Source organism: Lacticaseibacillus baoqingensis (genome assembly GCF_003946165.1).
GTDB lineage: Bacteria > Bacillota > Bacilli > Lactobacillales > Lactobacillaceae > Lacticaseibacillus > Lacticaseibacillus baoqingensis.
In genome coordinates this window covers 44,314-65,020 of sequence record NZ_RHOI01000002.1, presented here as the reverse complement: position 1 = coordinate 65,020, position 20,707 = coordinate 44,314, and the positions used below count along the sequence as shown (strand labels likewise).

Annotated in this window: 16 protein-coding genes; 9 read left to right on the top strand and 7 right to left on the bottom strand. The window is 51.1% G+C overall.

Features of this window, described 5'->3' with window-relative positions; translation table 11 throughout:
- Positions 1-66: 66 nt before the first annotated feature.
- Entirely contained in the window at positions 67-1,356 is a 1,290-nt protein-coding gene (locus EKM91_RS01075) for an adenylosuccinate synthase (protein WP_125748397.1), read from the top strand.
- A 70-nt stretch (positions 1,357-1,426) separates the two neighbouring features.
- Here the strand turns inward: EKM91_RS01075 and EKM91_RS01070 are convergent, their stop codons facing one another.
- Entirely contained in the window at positions 1,427-3,187 is a 1,761-nt protein-coding gene (locus tag EKM91_RS01070) for an ABC transporter ATP-binding protein (RefSeq protein ID WP_125748394.1), read from the bottom strand.
- 384 nt (positions 3,188-3,571) lie between these two features.
- Here EKM91_RS01070 and EKM91_RS01065 point away from each other — a divergent pair, with 384 nt between their 5' ends.
- Positions 3,572-4,216, top strand: a complete 645-nt coding sequence (locus EKM91_RS01065; protein ID WP_125748391.1) for a WxL domain-containing protein — start codon at positions 3,572-3,574, stop codon at positions 4,214-4,216.
- Between the two features lie 10 nt (positions 4,217-4,226).
- Complete coding sequence (locus tag EKM91_RS01060; RefSeq protein WP_125748387.1) at positions 4,227-5,183, top strand: WxLIP family cell surface protein; 957 nt, start codon at positions 4,227-4,229, stop codon at positions 5,181-5,183.
- Between the two features lie 217 nt (positions 5,184-5,400).
- Here EKM91_RS01060 and EKM91_RS01055 read toward each other — a convergent pair whose 3' ends face one another.
- Positions 5,401-6,459, bottom strand: coding sequence for a D-alanine--D-alanine ligase family protein (locus EKM91_RS01055; protein WP_125748384.1), 1,059 nt, complete (start codon positions 6,457-6,459; stop codon positions 5,401-5,403).
- 206 nt (positions 6,460-6,665) lie between these two features.
- Between EKM91_RS01055 and EKM91_RS01050 the strand changes: the two genes are divergently transcribed.
- From EKM91_RS01050 to EKM91_RS01040, 3 genes are all read left to right on the top strand, one after another.
- On the top strand, positions 6,666-7,661 hold the full coding sequence (locus tag EKM91_RS01050; protein WP_125748381.1) for a D-2-hydroxyacid dehydrogenase: 996 nt from the start codon (positions 6,666-6,668) through the stop codon (positions 7,659-7,661).
- Positions 7,662-7,785: 124 nt separating this feature from the next.
- Positions 7,786-9,243, top strand: coding sequence for an NCS2 family permease (locus tag EKM91_RS01045; RefSeq protein WP_125748378.1), 1,458 nt, complete (start codon positions 7,786-7,788; stop codon positions 9,241-9,243).
- Between the two features lie 180 nt (positions 9,244-9,423).
- Positions 9,424-10,878 (top strand): NCS2 family permease, encoded by a 1,455-nt coding sequence (locus EKM91_RS01040; RefSeq protein WP_125748375.1) that lies wholly within the window; start codon positions 9,424-9,426, stop codon positions 10,876-10,878.
- A 128-nt stretch (positions 10,879-11,006) separates the two neighbouring features.
- Here the strand turns inward: EKM91_RS01040 and EKM91_RS01035 are convergent, their stop codons facing one another.
- Both EKM91_RS01035 and EKM91_RS01030 read right to left on the bottom strand, forming a co-directional pair.
- Positions 11,007-11,579, bottom strand: coding sequence for a GNAT family N-acetyltransferase (locus EKM91_RS01035; RefSeq protein ID WP_125748372.1), 573 nt, complete (start codon positions 11,577-11,579; stop codon positions 11,007-11,009).
- An 11-nt stretch (positions 11,580-11,590) separates the two neighbouring features.
- Entirely contained in the window at positions 11,591-11,896 is a 306-nt protein-coding gene (locus EKM91_RS01030) for a hypothetical protein (protein WP_125748370.1), read from the bottom strand.
- A gap of 183 nt (positions 11,897-12,079) precedes the next feature.
- On the opposite strand from EKM91_RS01030, the gene EKM91_RS01025 reads away from it, so the two are divergent.
- Together EKM91_RS01025 and EKM91_RS01020 are read left to right on the top strand one after the other, a co-directional pair.
- Complete coding sequence (locus tag EKM91_RS01025) at positions 12,080-13,357, top strand: replication-associated recombination protein A (RefSeq protein WP_125748611.1); 1,278 nt, start codon at positions 12,080-12,082, stop codon at positions 13,355-13,357.
- A 40-nt stretch (positions 13,358-13,397) separates the two neighbouring features.
- Positions 13,398-14,591, top strand: a complete 1,194-nt coding sequence (locus EKM91_RS01020; RefSeq protein ID WP_125748365.1) for an acetate/propionate family kinase — start codon at positions 13,398-13,400, stop codon at positions 14,589-14,591.
- A 98-nt stretch (positions 14,592-14,689) separates the two neighbouring features.
- Here EKM91_RS01020 and EKM91_RS13750 read toward each other — a convergent pair whose 3' ends face one another.
- The gene (locus EKM91_RS13750) at positions 14,690-14,854 is read right to left on the bottom strand and encodes a hypothetical protein (RefSeq protein ID WP_164508406.1); all 165 of its coding nucleotides are present in this window, start codon (positions 14,852-14,854) and stop codon (positions 14,690-14,692) included.
- A gap of 246 nt (positions 14,855-15,100) precedes the next feature.
- Here EKM91_RS13750 and EKM91_RS01015 point away from each other — a divergent pair, with 246 nt between their 5' ends.
- The gene (locus EKM91_RS01015) at positions 15,101-17,470 is read left to right on the top strand and encodes a phosphoketolase family protein (RefSeq protein ID WP_125748362.1); all 2,370 of its coding nucleotides are present in this window, start codon (positions 15,101-15,103) and stop codon (positions 17,468-17,470) included.
- Positions 17,471-17,558: 88 nt separating this feature from the next.
- Here the strand turns inward: EKM91_RS01015 and EKM91_RS01010 are convergent, their stop codons facing one another.
- A complete protein-coding gene (locus tag EKM91_RS01010) occupies positions 17,559-18,686 on the bottom strand; it encodes a baeRF6 domain-containing protein (protein ID WP_125748359.1) in 1,128 nt (375 codons plus the stop codon).
- Between the two features lie 92 nt (positions 18,687-18,778).
- The gene (locus EKM91_RS01005; protein ID WP_125748356.1) at positions 18,779-20,617 is read right to left on the bottom strand and encodes an FAD/NAD(P)-binding protein; all 1,839 of its coding nucleotides are present in this window, start codon (positions 20,615-20,617) and stop codon (positions 18,779-18,781) included.
- Positions 20,618-20,707: the final 90 nt, after the last annotated feature.

Here is a 20,707-nt window from a genome sequence, read left to right as displayed (position 1 = left end):
GAATAACCAGTGGCGGTTAGCGCCGTACAATAGTCGGGTGAACCGACACACCAAGGAGCGATAGGCATGGGAACAGTCGTAGTTGTTGGGACCCAATGGGGCGATGAAGGCAAAGGGAAGATCACAGATTTTCTTAGTCAAGGGGCGAAGATCATCAGCCGGTATCAAGGCGGTGACAATGCCGGCCATACGATCCATAGTGACGGACAGGTCTATAAGTTGCGTTTGATCCCATCTGGTATCCTCTACCCGCATCAGTTATCTGTGATCGGCAACGGTGTGGTGGTCAATCCGAAGAGTTTAGTTGAGGAATTGGCTTATTTGCAGGAAAAAGGGATCGCTGGCGACAACTTGCGGGTCTCGGATCGTGCGCATGTGATCTTGCCATATCATATTGCCTTAGATAAGCTGCAAGAAGCGGCTAAAGGCGATAATAAGATCGGCACGACCAATCGCGGCATCGGCCCGGCTTATATGGACAAGGCGTCTCGCGTCGGCATCCGGATCGCTGATTTGTTAGACAAAGAGATTTTTGCTGAACGCTTGCGGGCTAATTTAGCGGAAAAGAATGAACAATTCACCAAGTTGTACGGTGCACAACCAATGCAGTTTGACGATATTTTCGATGAATATTATGCCTATGGGCAACAGATCAAGCAGTATGTTTGTGACACGTCGGTGGTCTTAAACGATGCGATCGACGCTGGCGAGCATGTGTTGTTTGAAGGGGCCCAAGGGGTGATGCTGGATATCGATCAAGGGACATATCCTTTTGTTACCAGTTCCAATCCGGCCGGTGGGGTGACTATCGGCGCCGGTGTTGGCGCCAGCAAGATCGATCGGGTCGTTGGCGTTGCCAAAGCCTATACCTCTCGGGTCGGTGATGGCCCATTCCCAACAGAATTATTCGATGAAGATGGTGATTTTATTCGCGAAGCCGGCCATGAATATGGTACCGTTACTGGCCGCCCACGGCGCATCGGGTGGTTTGATGCCGTCGTCGTACGCCATGCGCGGCGGGTCGCTGGGATCACTGATCTGTGCTTAAATTCCATTGATGTGTTGACCGGACTCAAAACCGTTAAAATCTGTACCGCCTATGAGCGTAATGGTGAGAAGCTTTATCACTACCCGGCATCGCTAAAGCAATTGGCTGAATGCCAGCCGGTATATGAAGAAATGCCTGGCTGGGATACGGATATCACCGGGGCTAAGACATTAGCAGACTTGCCAGAAGCCGCTCGCAACTATGTATCGCGGATCGCTGAGTTGATCGGGGTCGACTTGTTGACCTTCTCGGTTGGCCCAGACCGCGACCAAACCAATATCTTAGCCAATATCTGGGATAAGTTTTAATCAGTTTGAACGCAGACTAAAAAGGGAAAAACCACGGCGGTGGTTTTTCCCTTTTTTGATGACAAGCGCGTTAAGCTGCAAATTGATTGTGGACATATTCGCGGTATAGCGCGTGATTTTTGACCAATTGCGCATGTGGACCGTGGCCAGAAATATGGCCATTTTCGACGAAATAGATATCGTCTGCGCCAACGATCGTTGATAAGCGATGGGCGATGACTAAAGTCGTGCGGCCGCGCATCAATTGTTCCAGCGCTTTTTGGACCATCATTTCCGATTCAGAATCAAGACTGGCGGTGGCTTCATCCAGCATCAACAGCTTGGGGTCGCGTAAAAAAGCGCGGGCGATCGCGATGCGCTGTCTTTGGCCGCCAGAGACCTTTACCCCGCGTTCACCTACCTGCGTATCCAGTCCTTGCGGCATTTTACGAACAAAATCTTCGGCATAAGCCAGTTTCAAAACGTGCCAAAGCTGCTCGTCAGCGAATTCTCGAGTGAGGCCATAAGTCAGGTTATAGCGAATCGTCCCGGCCATGATGGCAGAATCTTGTGACACCAACCCGATCTGTTGCCGCCAATCTTTTAAGGCGATCGCGGCACTATCTTGATGCCCCACCAAGATCTGGCCTTTAGTGGGCGGATAAAAGCGTTCCAGCAAGCTGAAAATAGTCGATTTGCCGCCGCCAGACGGGCCGACAAAGGCCACGACAGAGTTAGGCCGAGCTTCAAAATTCACATCTTGTAAAACCGGCTTGCCGGCATCATAGGCAAAATCGACATGTTGCATGGATAGGATTTGCCCATCTAGCGGCAAGGCGTCGCCATGCGTCAAGTCTTCGACTGGTTCTGCCAGCAGTTCTTGGATCCGCTCGGTGGCACCGCTGGTTTTGGCTACTGTCGTCATGAAGCGCCCTAAACTGCCGACTGGACCGATGATCTGAAAAAGATACATCAAGAAACTGAACATGGTCCCCATGCTCATCGTGCCAGTGAGCACACGATGGGCGCCATAAGCCAAGATGCCGATCACCACTGCCATCATGGCACCGCTCATCACTGGGCCGGCAATCGAATCATAAATGGCTTCTTTTAAGCCGATCTGGTAAAGCGTATTGATTTGGGCGTGGCCAGCGTTGGTTTCTTGGGCTTCAGCGTTAGAGGATTTCATCAAGCGGACTTCACTCAAGATCTCGCCGGCTTCGCCATTAAAAGCCGCCAAGGCATCTTGACGGGCGTGGCCGATGCGACGCGCACGCTTGCCGATGGGCATCATGACCAGCATCATCAAAGGCACGGTGACGAACATGATGGCGGTCATTTTCCAATCCATGATCAACATTAACCCTAATGCACCAAAAAGCTGCAACAGATTGGTGACGACGTTAGGAAAGCCATTGGCAAGCAGGTCTTTGACTTGCGTGGAGTCATTGACCAAGCGTGAGGAGATCTCACCGGACTTGCGCTCATCAAAATAGCTGACGGGCAGTTTCAGCAGCTTATCCCATAATAAGCGGCGAAGGCTGGCCACCACGTCTTCACCAAAAAAGCCTAGGATCGTTCCTGACCCTGCGGAGATGGCGGCACTAAGGATAAAGATTCCCACGACGCCAAGTAAAAGGGTGACATTTAGCTGGTGGCTGAGTTGATTGATCAACGTCTGGGCAAATTTAGGCACCAACAGGTTCGCGGCTGTGGCCAAGATGCCCAGCCCCAGGCCGGCAGCCAGTTGTCCATAACGCGGATGAATACTGGCGATCAAATGGATAAATGCTTTCAGGTCAAATTTTGCAGGGGTAGGCCGTGATGTCATGGCATTGACCTTCTTTCTCATGAATGTGCGTTAACGACGAAAAGGCTCCCGCTTAACCCGCGGGGCATGATGGTTGCCATTGGTGCGCTGCTTGAAGACCAGCCCGCTTGTTTTTTAAGCCGCCGGTTTCTTGACTAGCGCTGGTACCAAGCGGGGACACAGCGCGAGTTTTTTGGCGATTATTGCGGCTGTAATGCCATTTTGTTCAGTCAGCAGTGCTTGAGTATCGCCAGTCATTTAAGGGCTTGATCGTCAACCTAACATTTGAACGCGCCCAGTATAGTCAGTTCCAGTGAATAAATCAACCCTAACTAAAAGTAACCAGGAGTTTGATCCTAAAATGCAAACTTATATAACGGAGGCGAAAGCACCTCTAAGTGATCGCAGATCAAAGGAGTGAACGAAATGGTGAAATGGAATGGTTGGTGGCTGCTGGCATTAGCCGCCGGATTAGCTGCTGGTCCAACAATACCGGTGGCCGCTGCTGATGAAGACACGCCAGAGCAAACGACGGTTGGGGCGGGAGCGGCGGCGAATGGTGACGCAACGACGGCCAATAGTGTTGCCGATTTTGACTTAGAAGGTGGCACCTTGGCGCTAGTGGCGGTGCCTGTGCTGCATTTTGAGCGGGCATCGGTGGAGGAGCTGATCAACGGGTCGAAAACATTGAAGACTCAAGGGGAACTTACGCCGCAACTGCAGGTGAACGATTATCGCGGGAGCAATGCGGGGTGGCAAGTGACGGCTAAATTAGGCGCGTTTCAATTAACTGGCGCCGCAGATCGACAGTTGATCGCCGATTCGATCCAGCTGGGGCAAGCCACGGTGACGGGTGATAATACCGCGACACTGGCGATCGATTCAAAGAACTTTAGCGGTATCGCCAATACTGTGTTAGCCGCACCTCAAGGTAAAGGCAGCGGTCAGACCAGCGCCAAGATCGCCGCAGCGGCCTTGACGTTACCGCAAGACGTGACGATCCTTGCCGGCAATTACGAGGCCACGATCGATTGGACGCTGACGGCTGCACCGCAGGCGACTCAGCCATAAGGAGGAACGCATGCGCAAGTGGTGGCTGATTTTGTTCTTGGTATGGTGGTGGCGGCCGCTGCCAGTTTCAGCGGCAGGCGCTGCGATTACCGTGACGCCGCAACTCACGGCCAATCAACTGGGCGGCAATCTTGGCTATTTCAATTTACTCGTCACCCCAGGCCGACAACAGGCGCTAACCGTGGTGATCGCTAATCGATCCGATCAGCCGCAGCGGCTTAAAGCGCAACTGACTGATGCGTATACGCAAACCAATGGCCAGATCGGGTATGATCCGCAAACACCGCCAAAACAAAAAGGGCTGGTACGATTGACTAAGATCGGTTCGCCGCCGGTAACGTTGACTATCCAGCCGCGGCAAGCGCGAACGGTCAGTTTTCACGTGACCCCGCCTGCAAGCGGGTTTGACGGGCAGCTATTAGGCGCCATTTATGTCCAACAAGAACCTGGAAAAGAAAAAACGGCAGATAGCGGGTTGGTGATCGTCGAGCAGTTTGCCATGATCGTTGCCGTTCAATTGCAAACTTCATCGACTTTAGTGGCCCCCAAGTTAAAGCTGGCGAGCGTCGAATTGGGGCCGCAACAAATCGTTGCTAGGATCGAAAACTCGGCGCCGCGGCTGTTTGGCGGGCTGACGTTGAAGAATCAAGTGCGCGCAGAAGCCACTGGACAAACGATCATGCAAACGACCAGCAAAGCACTGGCCATGGCACCGAATTCGGTTTTGGCTGAGCAGCTGCCATTAAAACAAACACTGGCGCCGGGACGTTATCAGGTGGTGATCACAGCGCAAGCGGGTCAGTATCATTGGCAGCTGCAGCAAAGCCTTTTGGTCCCGGAGGCGGCTAAAAAGAAGCTCCCGCCGATTCAAGCAAAGGCGTTCGCCAACTGGCGGATCATCGCTATGGGCATCGTTTTGATCGGCAGCTTGATTTGGGGGTATCGTGTGTTGCGGCAGCGTCGCTAGGCATAAAAAAACAGCCTTGCGTTCCGCGCAAGGCTGTCTCTTGTGGTGAAGTGCGGCGACCTTCTGAACGCTTTCGCGCCGATCGCGTACCTCCACCGTGGTTTGGCACCGTCCGTAGTATCGCATGTCCAGCCGCATTCGTCAACAAAAACAGCGTCACAGATCAGCGACCAAGTCGTGGTGAACTGTGACGCTGTTTTCGATGCGGGTAGCAGGATCAGTTATTCATACCATCTGCGTACAATTTTAATTTGCCGTTGACGATATCTTCGACCAAATCACCGTAAGCGACGCCTTCAGCTTCAGCTTCTTGCGGCAGCAGTGACAACGGCGTCATGCCAGGCAGGTTGTTGGCTTCGATCACCCACACGCCGTCCGCGTTGGTGAAGAAGTCGACTCGGCCATAATTTTGCATGCCTAAGACATTCATCGTTTGGATCGAAACACGCTTCATTTCTTCATGGATCGCATCGTCAAGATCATCAGGCGGCGTGACAAAATCCGTGTATCCTTCTTGGAATTTGTGTTCGAAATCATACCAACCATCATGGACTTTGATCTCAATGGCAGGATAGGCGTGACCGTTGACGACGCCTAAGGAAAATTCCCGGCCTTGAATGAATTCTTCGATGATCGCCGAATTATCGAAGCGGAAGACATCGACCAAACCGCTTTGCAACTCGGCATCATCATGCACGATATGTGTACCGACTGAAGAACCGCCGCTAGTCGGCTTCAAGACGACCGGATAAGCAAATGGAAGATGATGACCAGTGGTGCCTTGATCTTTGGTGATCTCAACAAAGGCCGCTGTTTTGATTTGGTGATACAACATGATCTCTTTGCTGTAGACCTTATTCATTGTGATCCCAGAAGCGGTAGCCCCGCTGCCGGTATATTTGATGTTATTCAGATCCAAGACAGCTTGTACTTTACCGTTTTCCCCATCGCCGCCGTGCAAGCCGAGGAAGACGATATCCGCTTCTTTGCAAATCGCTAAGACGTTAGGGCCGAACAATTGCGTGGTGCCATCACCGCGCAAGGCGTTGATATCGTCATCCGTTAACACGGCGTCTGAGATCAGCAGGTTCTTGCTGGTGTTGGCATCATCAAACGCGGTCACCGGTTTGGCACCGTGCAGATCATAACCTAAAAATAAATCAATAAAAGTGGCGTCGTGTCCCTTTTCACGCAATGCGTTGGTGAGTCGGTAGCCACTCGAGATAGAGACGTTTCGCTCGGTGCTGCGCCCGCCAGCTAAAACGACAATCTTCATAGGTATAAAACCTCCGTAAGTTTTTAGAACCTTAAGTGTACCACACATCAACGAGAAAACGATAGAATAAGAAATCGCTTTCAAAAAATCTTAACGGTTGTTCTTCATGAACCTTAATCCTTTTTTCATGCAGTTGCGGTGGGCAACACGTATGCTAAAAGTTATTGAGACCAGAAGCTATTCATTTATCACGAGGAGGCGTCATCATGAAAATAATGGTGTTTGGTGCACGGGTCGATGAGATCCCCTATTTACGCCAATGGGCAAAAACGCATGCGATCGCATTAACGATCCGGCCGGAATTATTGAACGCTGAAACGGTCGCCTTGGCAGCTGGCTATGATGGCCTTAATTGCTTGCAGACGACGCCTTATTCAGCGCAATTGTTCGCCAAGATGGGCCAGTTGGGGATCAAGTATTTGACGATTCGCAATGTTGGCACTGATAATATTGATTTTGCAGCCGCGGCGCGTGCCGGGGTGAAGATCGCCAACACGCCGGCTTATTCGCCCAATGCGATCGCAGAGTTTGCGGTGACGTTGACCTTGAATCTGCTGCGTCAATTAGGTGCGGTGGCTGCCGCCTTGCGTGCAGGAGATTATCCTAAGGCGACAACTTTCATTGGGCGCGAACTCGCGCAACAAACCGTTGGCGTGATCGGTGCCGGCCGGATCGGACGCGCGGCGATCAAGTTATTTGCGGGCTTTGGGGCGCGGGTATTGATATATGATCCCCACCCGACCCCGGCGCCTGATCTGCCTGGCACCTATGTGTCATTGCCGGAATTATTTCAACAAAGCGACGTGATCGATTTGCATGTACCTGGGATCGCGGCCAACACGCATTTGATTGACGCCCAAGCATTGGCACAGATGAAATCCGATGCGCTGGTGATCAATACCGCGCGCGGTAATTTGATCGACACGCAGGCATTGTTGACGGCGCTTAAGACCGGGCATTTGGGCGGCGCCGGGATCGACACGTTTGAAAATGAATCTGCGGCATTGCTGGCATTAGAGCGTGACGGGTATTTCCACGATCCGCTGTGGGATGACTTGGCGGCTTTAGACAATGTCCTTTTAGCACCGCATATCGCGTATTACACCCAAACTGCCGTGCATAACATGGTGTTTTATTCGTTGCAGTATTTAGTCGATTTTTTGACAAATGGGCATACCGATACGGAAGTTAGCGCTCACTAAGGTGAGTTTTGCTGATAAACACGAATGATATTTTAATTATTGATGATATCGGCCGTATTTTCTCTTGAATTCACGGTTTTGATGGGGTAAGCTAAACTCATCAAATGCGAACGAGGGAGCAATTATGGATAATTTCTTTCAACTACGTGCGAATAATACTAAGGTAAGCACCGAGATCATGGCGGGTTTGACGACTTTCTTTGCAATGTCGTACATCTTATTCGTTAACCCGCAAGTATTATCGCTGGCGGGGATGCCGTCACAGGCGGTTTTCTTGGCGACGATCATCGCCAGTGCGGTAGGGACGCTAGTCATGGGGCTGTTTGCCAATGTCCCTTATGCTTTAGCACCAGGGATGGGCTTGAACGCGTTTTTCACGTATACGGTCGTTTTTGCATTAGGATTTAAGTGGCAGCAAGCACTGGCTTTGGTCTTCATCTGTGGGTTAATCAACATCTTGATCACCGTGACGAAGGTGCGCAAAATGATCATCATGGCGATCCCGGAAGTCTTACAACATGCGATTGGCGGCGGGATCGGGGTGTTTGTTGGCTATATTGGGCTGAAGAATGCGGGATTCTTACAGTTTACGTCTGATTCCAGCAACATCTTGAGTATCAATAATGCCGCTTATCACGCGACTACGGCCACTTATAAAGGCGGGGTCAGCGGTGTGGTCACCGGCGGCGGCATCGTACCTGCATTGGTGAACTTCACGCAATCAGGGGCACTCTTGGCGTTGATCGGGTTGTTTCTCATGGCGATCTTAGTCATCAAAAAGGTCCCTGGGGCGGTTTTGATCGGGATCGTTGTCACCACTTTGATCGGGATCCCGATGGGGGTGACAGACGTTTCCTTATCCAATGCGAATTCACTCGGGAATTCTTTTGCCCAGTTGCAGACGACGTTTGGCGCTGCATTTGGTGCCAATGGGATGACGAGTCTCTTCACCTCACCTAGCCAAACGGTGATGTCGATCATGACGATCTTTGCCTTTAGTTTTTCGGATACCTTTGATACGTTAGGCACCTTCATCGGGACTGGCCGGCGTACCGGGATCTTCTCTGCAGCTGATGAAAAGGCGATGGAAGAAGGCCACGGGTTCTCGTCGAAAATGGATAAAGCGTTATTTGCAGATTCGATCGCGACTTCGATCGGCTCGATCTTCGGGACTTCTAACACGACGACGTATGTTGAAAGTGCAGCTGGGATCGGTGCCGGCGGCCGCACAGGATTAACGGCAGTTACCGTGGCAGGATGCTTTTTGATCTCTGCGGTGTTTGCGCCGATCATTTCGATCGTGCCGACACAAGCGGTCGCGCCAGCATTGATCTTAGTAGGGGTGATGATGACGGCCAGCCTCAAAGAAATCGACTGGGCTAACTTGGAAGAAGCAGTGCCTGCGTTCATGGCTTCGGTGGTCATGGGCTTGATCTACAACATTTCTTACGGGATCGCCGCGGGGTTCATCTTCTACTGCTTGATCAAGTTGATCACTGGCAAAGCTAAGCAGATCCATCCGATCTTGGCGATCGTGACCGTCGGCTTCATTTTGAACTTCATTGTCTTAGCCGTTTTATAGCCGAATATTGCCTCGTGACGAAGCGGCTCATCGTAAAGATGAGCCGCTTTTTGTGATGAAAAGGAATTAAAGGCGAACATTAGAAAACTTTTTATTGAAAATAGCCGTATTTTAACTTGAAACTTCCAGTCAATACGCGTAGGCTGATTTTTAATGATTTCAAAATCAAAGGAGTAGATCATGGACGAGTATTTTCAGCTGAAAGCTAATCACACCACGACGCGCAGAGAAGTAATCGCAGGACTGACCACGTTTTTTGCAATGTCATACATTTTGTTCGTTGCCCCGCAGACGCTTGCCTTAACCGGGATGCCGTCACAAGCGGTGTTTCTGGCGACGATCATCGCCAGTGCCACCGGGACGTTGATCATGGGGCTGTTTGCCAACGTCCCTTATGCTTTAGCACCAGGATTAGGGCTCAACGCCTTTTTCACCTACACAGTGGTGGCAGCGCTGGGATTTTCTTGGCAAGAGGCTTTGGCGTTAGTTTTCTTGTGCGGTGTGATCAATATTTTGATCACCGTGACGAAGATCCGTAAGTTGATCATCGTGGCGATCCCAGAAGTGATGCAACATGCGATCGGTGGCGGGATCGGCGTTTTTGTTGCCTATATTGGGTTGAAAAATGCCGGTTTTCTCCAATTCTCTACGGCTGCTTCAGGGATCTTGAGCATCAATGGCGGCAATGCGGCGGCGCATACTTTTAAAGCCGGCGTCCAATCGGTGGTGGCCAATGGTAATGGGGTGACGCCGGCGTTAGTGAACTTTACTCAGCCAGGTGCTTTGGTCGCGCTGTTAGGCTTGTTATTGATGGCAATCTTAGTGGTCAAAAAAGTCCCTGGAGCCGTCTTGATCGGGATCGTTGTCACCACTTTGATCGGGATCCCATTTGGAGTGACCAACTTACATATTTCGGCAGCGGATTCGTTTGGGCACGCGGTCAGTCAACTTGGGACGACGTTTGGGGCGGCATTTTCAGCCAAAGGCTTCGGCAGCTTGTTTACCGATTCGCATCACATTTTGTTGTCGATCATGACGATTTTCGCGTTTAGCTTTTCCGATATTTTCGATACTTTAGGGACGTTCATCGGAACTGGCCGTCGGACCGGGATCTTTACGAGTGCAGATATGCAAGCGATGGAAAAAGGCCATGGCTTCTCTTCGAAAATGGACAAAGCACTTTTTTCCGATGCGATCGCGACAGGGGTCGGTTCGATTTTTGGTACCAGTAACATTACCGTTTTCGTTGAAAGTGCCGCAGGGATCGGTTCTGGTGGGCGTACCGGGCTGACGGCGGTCGTGGTGGCGATTTGCTTTTTAGTGTCATCGCTGCTTTCGCCGATCATTGCGATCGTACCTAGTGAAGCGGTCGCGCCAGCTTTGATCATGGTTGGGGTGATGATGATGTCCAGCTTTAAAGAAATCGATTGGAATGACCTGGCAGAAGCAGTGCCGGCGTTCATGGCGTCGATCGTCATGGGGTTGGTTTACAATATTTCCTATGGCATTGCGGCGGGCTTTATCTTCTATTGCTTGATCAAACTGGTCACCGGTAAGGCCAAAGACGTCCACCCGGTGTTATGGGTCGTGACATTAGGGTTCATCTTAGATTTCGTCTTTATGGCCTTGATGTAAGGCTGATTTGGTATCGCAGCCATTGGCGGATGGATCGTCAAAATGGCATGGCATCACCTAAATCACCAAAATAAAAAGCGCTCAAGGCGCACGATTGTTTGATCGTGGTCTTGAACGCTTTTTGATTGTTAGAACCGATAGTGCGGGTCATCGCTAACCGCGGCTTTAGCTAAAGTCATTTGTAAAAGCGGCCCCTGTTGCTCAGCGCTTTGCGTGCGAGGATTAAGCTCAGGCGCTGCTTGAAAGTGATTGGTCCGCAGCCAGCTTAACAAGACCGTTGCGGTTGTTGGTACCGGCATGGTGATCGTTTCTAAGCCCAGCTCAAAAAAAGCAAAGCCGACGATGCGCGGGATGATCTCAGCGTATAACGGGATCGGGTCTTGTTGCGGCGCCACTTCAAGGCGCAGTTGCGCTTGAGTGAATGCGGAGTCGAATTGCCGCAGCTCGACACTGCCAACAAACTGCTGGGAATGACGCGCAATGATCCCATAAATCAAGGCTTGATTGCTCATGACTAAGTGCATCGCGTGGTTGACGTATTGCGCAGTGGCGGTGATCGTGTCATCGCGTTTGCGCCTAGACAAGGCGGCTTGCGTCGGGTCTTGGCGCAAGGCAAAGACCGCTTTTAATTTAGCGGCCGTCAACCAGTCTAAAGTATAGTGTGCTGACAGCAGCGGGTGATATTTTTCAAAAAGCGCCACGATAACCTCCGTTAATCCAGTTCGAGTAATGGGTCGTTAAAATTCTTATGATAATAGTCTGTGTCGATCACCTTGTACTTGCCATTCGTGAACCTGGCAATGATCTGGCCGTTATGGGCTTGGACGGCAGGCGCGTTGGGCAAGCGCAATGACAGGCCATTTTTGGTGCGGCGAATATTAGGCGTATCTTCACGGAAAAAAGATGTCAGTGAATGATCGTCTAATCCGGGATGGACTGGGAGAAAATAGGTCATTTGAGCGATCGAGAAGGCGGTGAAGGCGCCTTGAGGAAAATCAGCTAATGTGCGGTCGGACATCTTATTACCACCTTTCAGGTGAAATCTTTGTGCTTTTCGTCACGGATAAGTATACCATGTTGCTTCCAAGATAACGGTTTCATGTTATAGTAGACATATATTCAAATTGAGTTTGAATAGAGGTGGCAATTAGTGGGAACGCTGTTTGATCCAGGGCAAGCTTTTCAGCCGCTTGCGAGCCGGATGCGTCCGCAAACGTTAGACGAAGTTGCTGGGCAAACACATCTGTTAGGCAAAGGCCGCGCACTACGGCAGCTCATCGAGCACGACGCGGTGACTTCCATGATTTTTTGGGGGCCGCCTGGGGTCGGCAAGACGACGCTGGCGCGGATCATTGCTAAACGGACGAAAGCAGAATTTGTGACATTTTCCGCAGTTACTAGCGGTATCAAGGAAATCAAAGCAGTCATGCAAGCGGCAGAAGTGAACCGCGAGCAAGCGGTGAAAACGATCGTCTTTGTTGACGAGATCCACCGGTTCAACAAGGCGCAACAGGATGCATTCTTACCTTATGTCGAACGCGGCAGTATTACCTTGATCGGTGCCACGACGGAGAATCCGTCATTCGAGGTAAATGCCGCGTTATTGTCACGCTTGCGGGTGTTTGTGCTCAAGCCGCTGACAACGGCACAGTTAGTCCAATTATTGAAGCGCGCCTTGCATGATCCGCGCGGCTACGGGTCCCAAAAAGTAGCAGTGGCAGATACGCTGTTAACGCAGATCGCCGATTTTGCTAATGGGGATGCGCGGATCGCCTTGAACACCTTGGAGATGGCGGTGATCAATACGCCAGTCGACGACGCGAGTGATGTTTTGCAAGTGCCTGCCGACGCGGTGTTGCAATTGTTGTCAAAAAAACAACTCCTGTACGACAAAAATGGTGAAGAGCATTATAACCTGATTTCAGCATTACATAAGTCGATGCGCAATTCCGATGTCGATGCGGCACTTTATTGGCTGGCAAGAATGCTTGCCGGCGGTGAAGATCCGTTGTACATTGCTCGGCGGCTGGTCCGCTTTGCCTCAGAAGATATCGGGATGGCAGATAGTCGCGCGCTTGAGATCACCACTAGTGTTTTTCAAGCATGCCAATTCATTGGGATGCCTGAATGTGCCGTGCATTTGGCCCATGCCGTGGTGTATCTCAGCTTGGCGCCTAAGTCCAACGCGGTGTATACCGCCTATGAAGCAGCCAAAAAAGATGCCGAAACGACCCGTGCCGATCCCGTCCCACTAGCGATTCGCAATGGGGTCACGCATTTGATGAAAGACTTAGGTTATGGCAAAGCGTATCAATATGCCCATGACAGTGCCGACAAGTTAACGACGATGCAAACAATGCCGGACAACTTACGCGGTCACACTTATTACCACCCCACCGACTCTGGCTCTGAAGCCAAAGTCAAGGCCCGACTCGAGCAAATCGCGTCGTGGCATCAGCAACATGATCCAAAAAAGTAAACCGCGTCGAAGAGTGAACGCGTGTTGAGGAGTGAGAGAAATGGTCAAAATTTTAGCAGTCAATGCCGGTAGTTCTACGTTGAAGTGGAAGTTATTTGAGATGCCAGCTGAAAAGGAATTGGCAGAAGGGTTAGTCGATCGCCTCGGCCAACCAAAAGCAAACATCAAGGTGAAGTATGGTGATCATCAAGTCTATAAAGATGATCATCCGGTGGCCAATTTTGGCGAAGCCGTCACCAGCGTGATGGACAACTTAAAGAATCTTGGCTTAGTCAAGGAACTTCATGAAATCGCCGGTGTTGGCCACCGGGTCGTTGCCGGTGGTGAAGAGTTTACACAATCTACAGTGGTCACCCCAGAAGTGTTATTGCAAATTGAAAACCTTAGAGATTATGCTCCTTTGCATAATCCAGTTGAAGCGCAATATATTGATGTGTTTACCAAAGCAATGCCTTGGGCGACAGAAGTGGCGGTTTTTGATACGGCGTTTCACCAAACGATGTCGCCGGAGAATTACCTCTACAGTATCCCTTACAAATACTATAAAGAATATGGGGCGCGTAAGTACGGGGCCCATGGGACGTCGGTACGGTATGTGTCTAAGCGCGCTGCTGAATTTCTCGGCCGCGACCCTAAGCACCTCAAGACAGTGGTCTTGCATTTAGGGTCTGGTTCCAGCATCACTGCGGTTCAAGATGGCAAGTCAGTAGACACGTCTATGGGCTTTACCCCGTTGGCAGGGATCACGATGAGCACGCGCAGCGGTGATATTGACTTTTCGCTAGTCGCTTACTTAATGAAGAAGCTGGATGTGGACACTGATGAAATGCTCCATATCTTGAATCACGATTCTGGGGTCTTAGGGATCTCTGAGTTATCGCAAGATCAGCGGGACTTGAAGGAAGTTGAATTTGAAAACCCTCAGGCTAAGTTGGCCCTAGATATTTATGCTAACCGGGCGGCTAAGTATGTTGCCGGTTATGCTTCTGTCATGGATGGGATCGATGTATTAGCATTCACTGGCGGTGTCGGTGAAAACTCTGACGAAATGCGCGGCATGATCATCGACCGCTTGGGCTTTTTAGGCGCTAAGCTTGATCATGATGTCAATGTGGCGTCACACGGTGTCGAAAAAGACTTAAGTGCTGCAGACGCCAAGATCAAGACCTTGTTGATTCCAACTAACGAAGAGTTGATGATCGTGCGTGACGTTTTCGAACGTTTACCACAATAACGACATGCGCAAGCCGGGTGGTCGTTAGCCAAATCAACAGACATCAAAAAGGAGCGCGACTTTCGTCGCGCTCCTTTTTGATGTCATGATCGTTGCAGCTAAAGCAGCTGGCTGGGACGGCCGCTAGAGCGATGGATCAAAAGCGCGACGACCATCAGCGCCGCTAATACGACTGCAGGCAAGTAAGCTTGAATAACTGCCAAAGCAATGCAGCCGATTAATGCAAACCCAAGAAGCAACCAGTCAAATAAAGAAAAACGCATTTTTCTCAACTCCTCAGAGATTGACCTGATCCTTACGAGATAAACGAGGGCAGTCCTCTTGTGAATATTGTAACACAATTTGACGATCATTGACGCGTCAAAATTTTAGGTGCTTCAGGCCTTCGTTAGTATAATTAAAGTAGGTAGACGGTTGCAATATTTTAAGGAGTTTTAAGCGTTAATAAGTGTTTTTTGGCAAAAACGTGTTATACTAAAGTCATCAAATTAAAAAAGGTAGGTATTGTCATGGCTACAGATTATTCATCTCAAGCATACTTTGACAAGATGACCGCGTATTGGCGCGCGGCAAATTATATTTCTGTTGGACAACTATATCTGGTGGCGAACCCATTGCTGCGCCGGCCTTTGGAATCGGATGATGTGAAATACTATCCGATCGGGCACTGGGGCACGATCTCAGGACAAAACTTCATTTATACGCATTTGAACCGGGTCATCAATAAATATGACTTGAACATGTTTTATTTGGAAGGTCCAGGTCATGGCGGCCAAGTTATGCTGTCGAATGCCTACCTTGATGGCACGTATTCTGAGAAATATCCGAACATTTCTCAAGATGAAAAAGGGATGCAGATCCTATTCAAGCGCTTCTCCTTCCCAGGCGGGGCAGCCAGTCACGCCAATGCGCAGATCCCAGGGTCTATTCATGAAGGCGGCGAGTTGGGGTACACGCTGAGTCATGCCACTGGGGCAGTTTTAGATAATCCTGACGTGATCGCCGCTGCGGTCACTGGGGATGGTGAAACTGAAACCGGACCATTGGCAGCTTCGTGGTTCTCAAATACCTTCATCAACCCGATCAACGATGGGGCGGTATTGCCGATCGTGCATATGAACGGCTTCAAGATCTCCAACCCAACGATCTTGTCGCGTAAATCGGATGATGACTTACGCAAGTACTTCGAAGGGATGGGATGGGACCCATACTTCGTTGAAGGTGATGATCCGAATAAGCTGAATCCGATCATGGCCAAGACGATGGATACTGCGATCGAAAAGATCCAAGCGATCCAAAAGCATGCCCGTGAAACCGGCGATGCCACTATGCCACACTGGCCAGTGTTGATCGTACGCACGCCGAAAGGCTGGACTGGTCCTAAGACATGGAATGGCGAGCCGATCGAAGGCTCCTTCCGTGCGCACCAGATCCCGATCCCAGTCAAGCGCGACGACATGACCCACAAGGAATCTTTGGAAGATTGGCTGAAGTCTTATCATCCAGAAGAGCTGTTTGATGAAAACGGCACGCTGATCCCAGAACTGCAAGCGTTGACGCCTAAAGGCGATAAGCGGATGGCGGCTAACCCGATCACCAATGTCGGCTATCATGCAAAGCCATTAGTGCTCCCTGATTTCAAAGATTATGCCTTAGACAACTCCAAACGCGGCCAAAACGTCAAGCAAGACATGATCATCTGGTCTGATTACCTGCGGGATCTGATCAAGCTCAACCCGCAAAACTTCCGGGTATTCGGTCCCGATGAAACCATGTCCAATCGCTTGTATGGTTTGTTTGAAGCGACTGACCGGCAGTGGTTGGAGCCGATCAACCAGCATGGTTGCGATGAAAAAATGGCGCCAGCTGGGCGGATCATTGACTCACAGCTGTCAGAACATCAGGCTGAAGGCTTCTCTGAAGGCTACACTTTGACTGGTCGGCACAGCCTGTTCACGTCATATGAAGCCTTCTTGCGGGTCGTTGATTCGATGCTGACGCAGCACTTCAAGTGGATGCGTGAAGCGGCTAAGGAGCAGTGGCACAAACCATATCCTTCTTTGAACGTGGTGTCGACGTCAACATCATTCCAACAAGACCACAACGGCTACACGCACCAAGATCCTGGTATTTTAACGCACTTGGCTGAAAAGAAAGGTGAGTTCATTCGCGAGTATCTGCCAGCAGATGCCAACTCGTTGTTAGCGATCTCGCCGAAAGTCTTCAGCAGTCAAAACACCATCAACTTGCTGATCACCTCTAAGCAGCCGCGGCCACAATTTTATTCCATTGAAGAAGCCGAAGTGTTGGCTGAAAATGGCTTAAAGCGTATCGATTGGGCTTCTAACGACGATGGTGTCGCACCCGATGTCGTGATCGCAGCAGCTGGGACGGAACCGAACATGGAAAGCTTAGCGGCCATCAATTTGCTGCATGACAACTTCCCAGAGCTGAAGATTCGCTTTATCAACGTGGTCGATCTCTTGAAGTTGAAGAGTCCAGACCGCGATCCGCGGGGCTTGTCTGACGAAGAATTTGATCGCTACTTTACCACGGATAAGCCGATCTTCTTTGGCTTCCACGGTTTTGAAGATTTGATTCGGGACATCTTCTTTGATCGGCATAACCATAATTTACGCGTGCACGGGTATCGTGAAGAAGGGGCCATTACCACACCGTTTGATATGCGGGTGGTCAATGAACTTGACCGCTTCCATCTGGCTAAAGATATTATCGCCCATGTGCCAGGTTATGAACAAAAAGCGGCGGCCTTCATCCAAAAAATGGATGATACGCTGCAATTCCACCACGATTATATTCGCCAAACCGGCGAAGATATTCCAGAAGTGCAAGCTTGGACTTGGCAAGCGATCAAGTGATCACGCCTCAGTAAAAGCAGACATTCAAAAAGGGACAAACCAGTATTTGGCGGTTTGTCCCTTTTGATTTGGCTAAATTAGCAAGCGGTCATAGTTGATAGCGGGTGATCGCCACGACGGGTGCAGATAATTGGGCAGTTGGCAAAATGGTGACTTGCCCGCCTTGTTGCAGCGTGATGATCGCCAGATCGTTCAACACATTGTTGTGTTTGGCCTCGGCGGTGGCGGTTTCGAGTGCGCCGGCGACGATGGTGCCATGAATACGTTGGGTATCTGCGATCAATAAATGCTCGATCGCATGCGCTTGGCTGGCATGGATGATCGTGCCTAAATCGCGAGATAAGCGCTTGGCGCTGCGGGCTTGATCGATCATTGCCAGTAATTGATGTTGGTGGATGGTCGCCAAATCTTGGTGCAGCGCCACGGCCGCACGTGCGCAAGCTGCGCTGTCCAAAGGCTCTGGGTTAAGCTCCAATTGGACGTCGATCAGCCAGGGATTGTGGCTGATCGCGCGAAAAGCACTCAATGTTTGCGGGGCTCCCCATAGCGCAAGGGCTTGTTGGTGTGGTTGTGAGTAATGAGTCATGATGTAGTCATCGACAGCTTGAAAGAAACGGCGCATATCAGCTGCATCGGCATTGGCCTTGTCGCCGTGGCCGTGATACCCGACTTGTCCAGGACCGCGGCTGACCGAATTGATCCCACCGCCGCGCACCTGCGTGCCTAAGGTACCGGTCAGCGTTTGGGGCGCGTCTGCAGGCAAGTCGATCGGCGTCAAGGTGTGGTGATCCGTGTGCAAGAGTGTGATCTTGTCGCTTTGTAATACCAAGACATCAAGCTCTTGCCGGCTTTTCGCGTCTGCGATCAATGGGAGGATCTGTGGTCGAGCAGCGACCATCGCCGTAGTGGTTACCGGTATTTGCAACTCGAAAGTCGTTAAAGTCGCAGGCGTGCAGATCACGCCTAAGCCGGTGGCGGTTTGGCCTAATGTTCTTTGGGGGGTATCAGCCAGTCGGGCCAGTTGTTCGGCATACGGCAGCCAGTCACATTCAGGGTAAACTTCTGCCATGACGGCTTGAGCATGATGGATCAAGTGCCGTAGTTCCAATTGGTGTGCAGCCATGTCGCGGTTTTCACTCAGGGGCAAATAAAGCGAAACATATGGGCCAGCAGCGGTAGTCGTCAATAGTTGTTCCCAGGCTTTTGTGCTTTGCATCTTGCGTCGTCCCCTTTCTGGTCTAGTTTAAGCATAGCAAGCTGCGTGGGGACAACGCAAAGATCCTGCTGATGCTGCCGTTGATCACACCCCTAAAAGTTAACCGCCACTTGCTCGGGCAAGCGGTCAAATAAGATCAACGCGGCGATCTGGTTGGCTTGGCGTAAATTGGTGTCGTTGACTAACGGCCGCGGGCTGGCATTGGTCAGCCACTGGATGCCTTCTATCGGCGGGCCCCAGCAAAAAAGGTGCGGTTGTACCTGGGCTTGTGCGTCAAGCAGCTGCAAGGTATCAGGGTCAACCGCTAAGGCGCCAGAAAGCGTGCCATTTGGCAAGGTATGCACATTGGCCAACCCGGTGCGCAGCAGTTGTTTGATCAAGGGATTTTGGGCAGTCCGGGCAGAAACGGCCGCCACGCGTGCTTCGATCAAGGCAGTCCCGTGATAGGTGGGACTGCCTGGGGTTTTACTGGTGGCGATAAACGCACCATGTTTGGCTTGTACTTGCATCTCTGGCGGCAGAATCGTCACGACTTGCGCGGCGATCAGCGCTAGCAATTCTTCGTGCCGGCGTAAAGGCGGCCCAATCGATAAGAAGGTATTATCACGGTTGAAAGTCCGCAAGAACCATTCGCGGTCGGTTTGCGGCGCCAATAGTTGGCGTAAGACGATTTGCCGGATGGCATCACGCAGATCGCGCAATACTTCTAAGGCGCTGGTCAAAGGTCCAGTTTTTGTCCCCAAACCAGCGGCTTCAACGTCAGCTTGGAGATAAGCATTGACGGCTTGCGCCCAAGTCGCCGCTTGCGGCGCGGTGAATAGCGCCGACCAGTCGAAGTATTCGGATGGTTTTAGCGGCAGCGGCTTAATCGCGCTTTGAGGATCTTGCGAGAAGGCTTGTTGAAAAGCAGCCAGTTCAATTTTAGGATAACGTTGTGCCAATAATAAGCTATAGTAAACATAGGCCGCATCATTTTTTAAAGCCGTCATGAAGGCGTCTTTTGATAGCGGGCCTTGGGCTTGCCAAGTATCTAGTTGCGCCGGCGTCAAAAACACGGGTTGGACTTGCTCACCAGGGGCTTTTTGGTTGCGCCCTTTGGCATGTGGCGGCAAGCCGCGCCGGGAGCCGGCAATGATCTTAGGTTCGTTGCCGCTGGGATGGTAGTGAAGGGTCCCTTGTGCGTCACGGCTAAAACGGCCGCCGCGATCATTGGTCAAGCGGGCGATGAGATCATGGAAGCTAAGCCCCAAGCCGCGTAAGATCACGGTATCTGAAGCGGTCAAGGTACTCAAGTCGCCTTCTGCAGGTAAGGCTGGCGGCCAGTAAAGCAGCTGATGTTCATAGGCAAAATCCACCAGGCGTTTTTGTTCAGCGGATAAGGCGTTGGTGGTGTTGCCCAATGCTAAAACCACGGTATCGGCAACCTCGACAGCCGCCGTGGTGACCAGTTCAAAGCCGCCAGCGTGGCGTGTCAGTGCCTGCACGGTCGTTTGCTGATGCGTGATCGAGACGGTTGGAGGCGCTTGGGCCAGCAGCCGCGCATAGACCCAGCGCTGGTAATAGCCATATAACGCCCGTGACGCATAATCGTTGGCAGTGAGGGCTTGTGCTTCTGCGATCAATATCGACGCCGCACCAGCCGCTTCCAAAAATGCGCGGGCGTCATGCCTTGCCCATTGCGCTAAGGTAGGTCCAGTCACATAAGGACCGATCGAAGCTACCGTTTGGTCGTAAAATAACGTGATCTGGCTAGCGGCGGTATTCATCAACAGGTAAGGTGATTGCGCGGGGGTCCAAATCCGCCCGCCGATGGCAAAGGGGTCATACAAGGTGATCTCAAGGTGCTTTAAAGCAGTGTGCGGGTACCACGCAAGCAGCCGCTCAAGCAGCAGCAAACCACGTGGTCCTGCACCGATCAATGCAACTTTCATCAGCGCCATTCCCTTCTTGCAAGCCTTTTCTTAAGTATAACTTAGTGCAGTCGATTTCTTAAAGGAACTAGCCTTTAGCTTTAGTAGTTT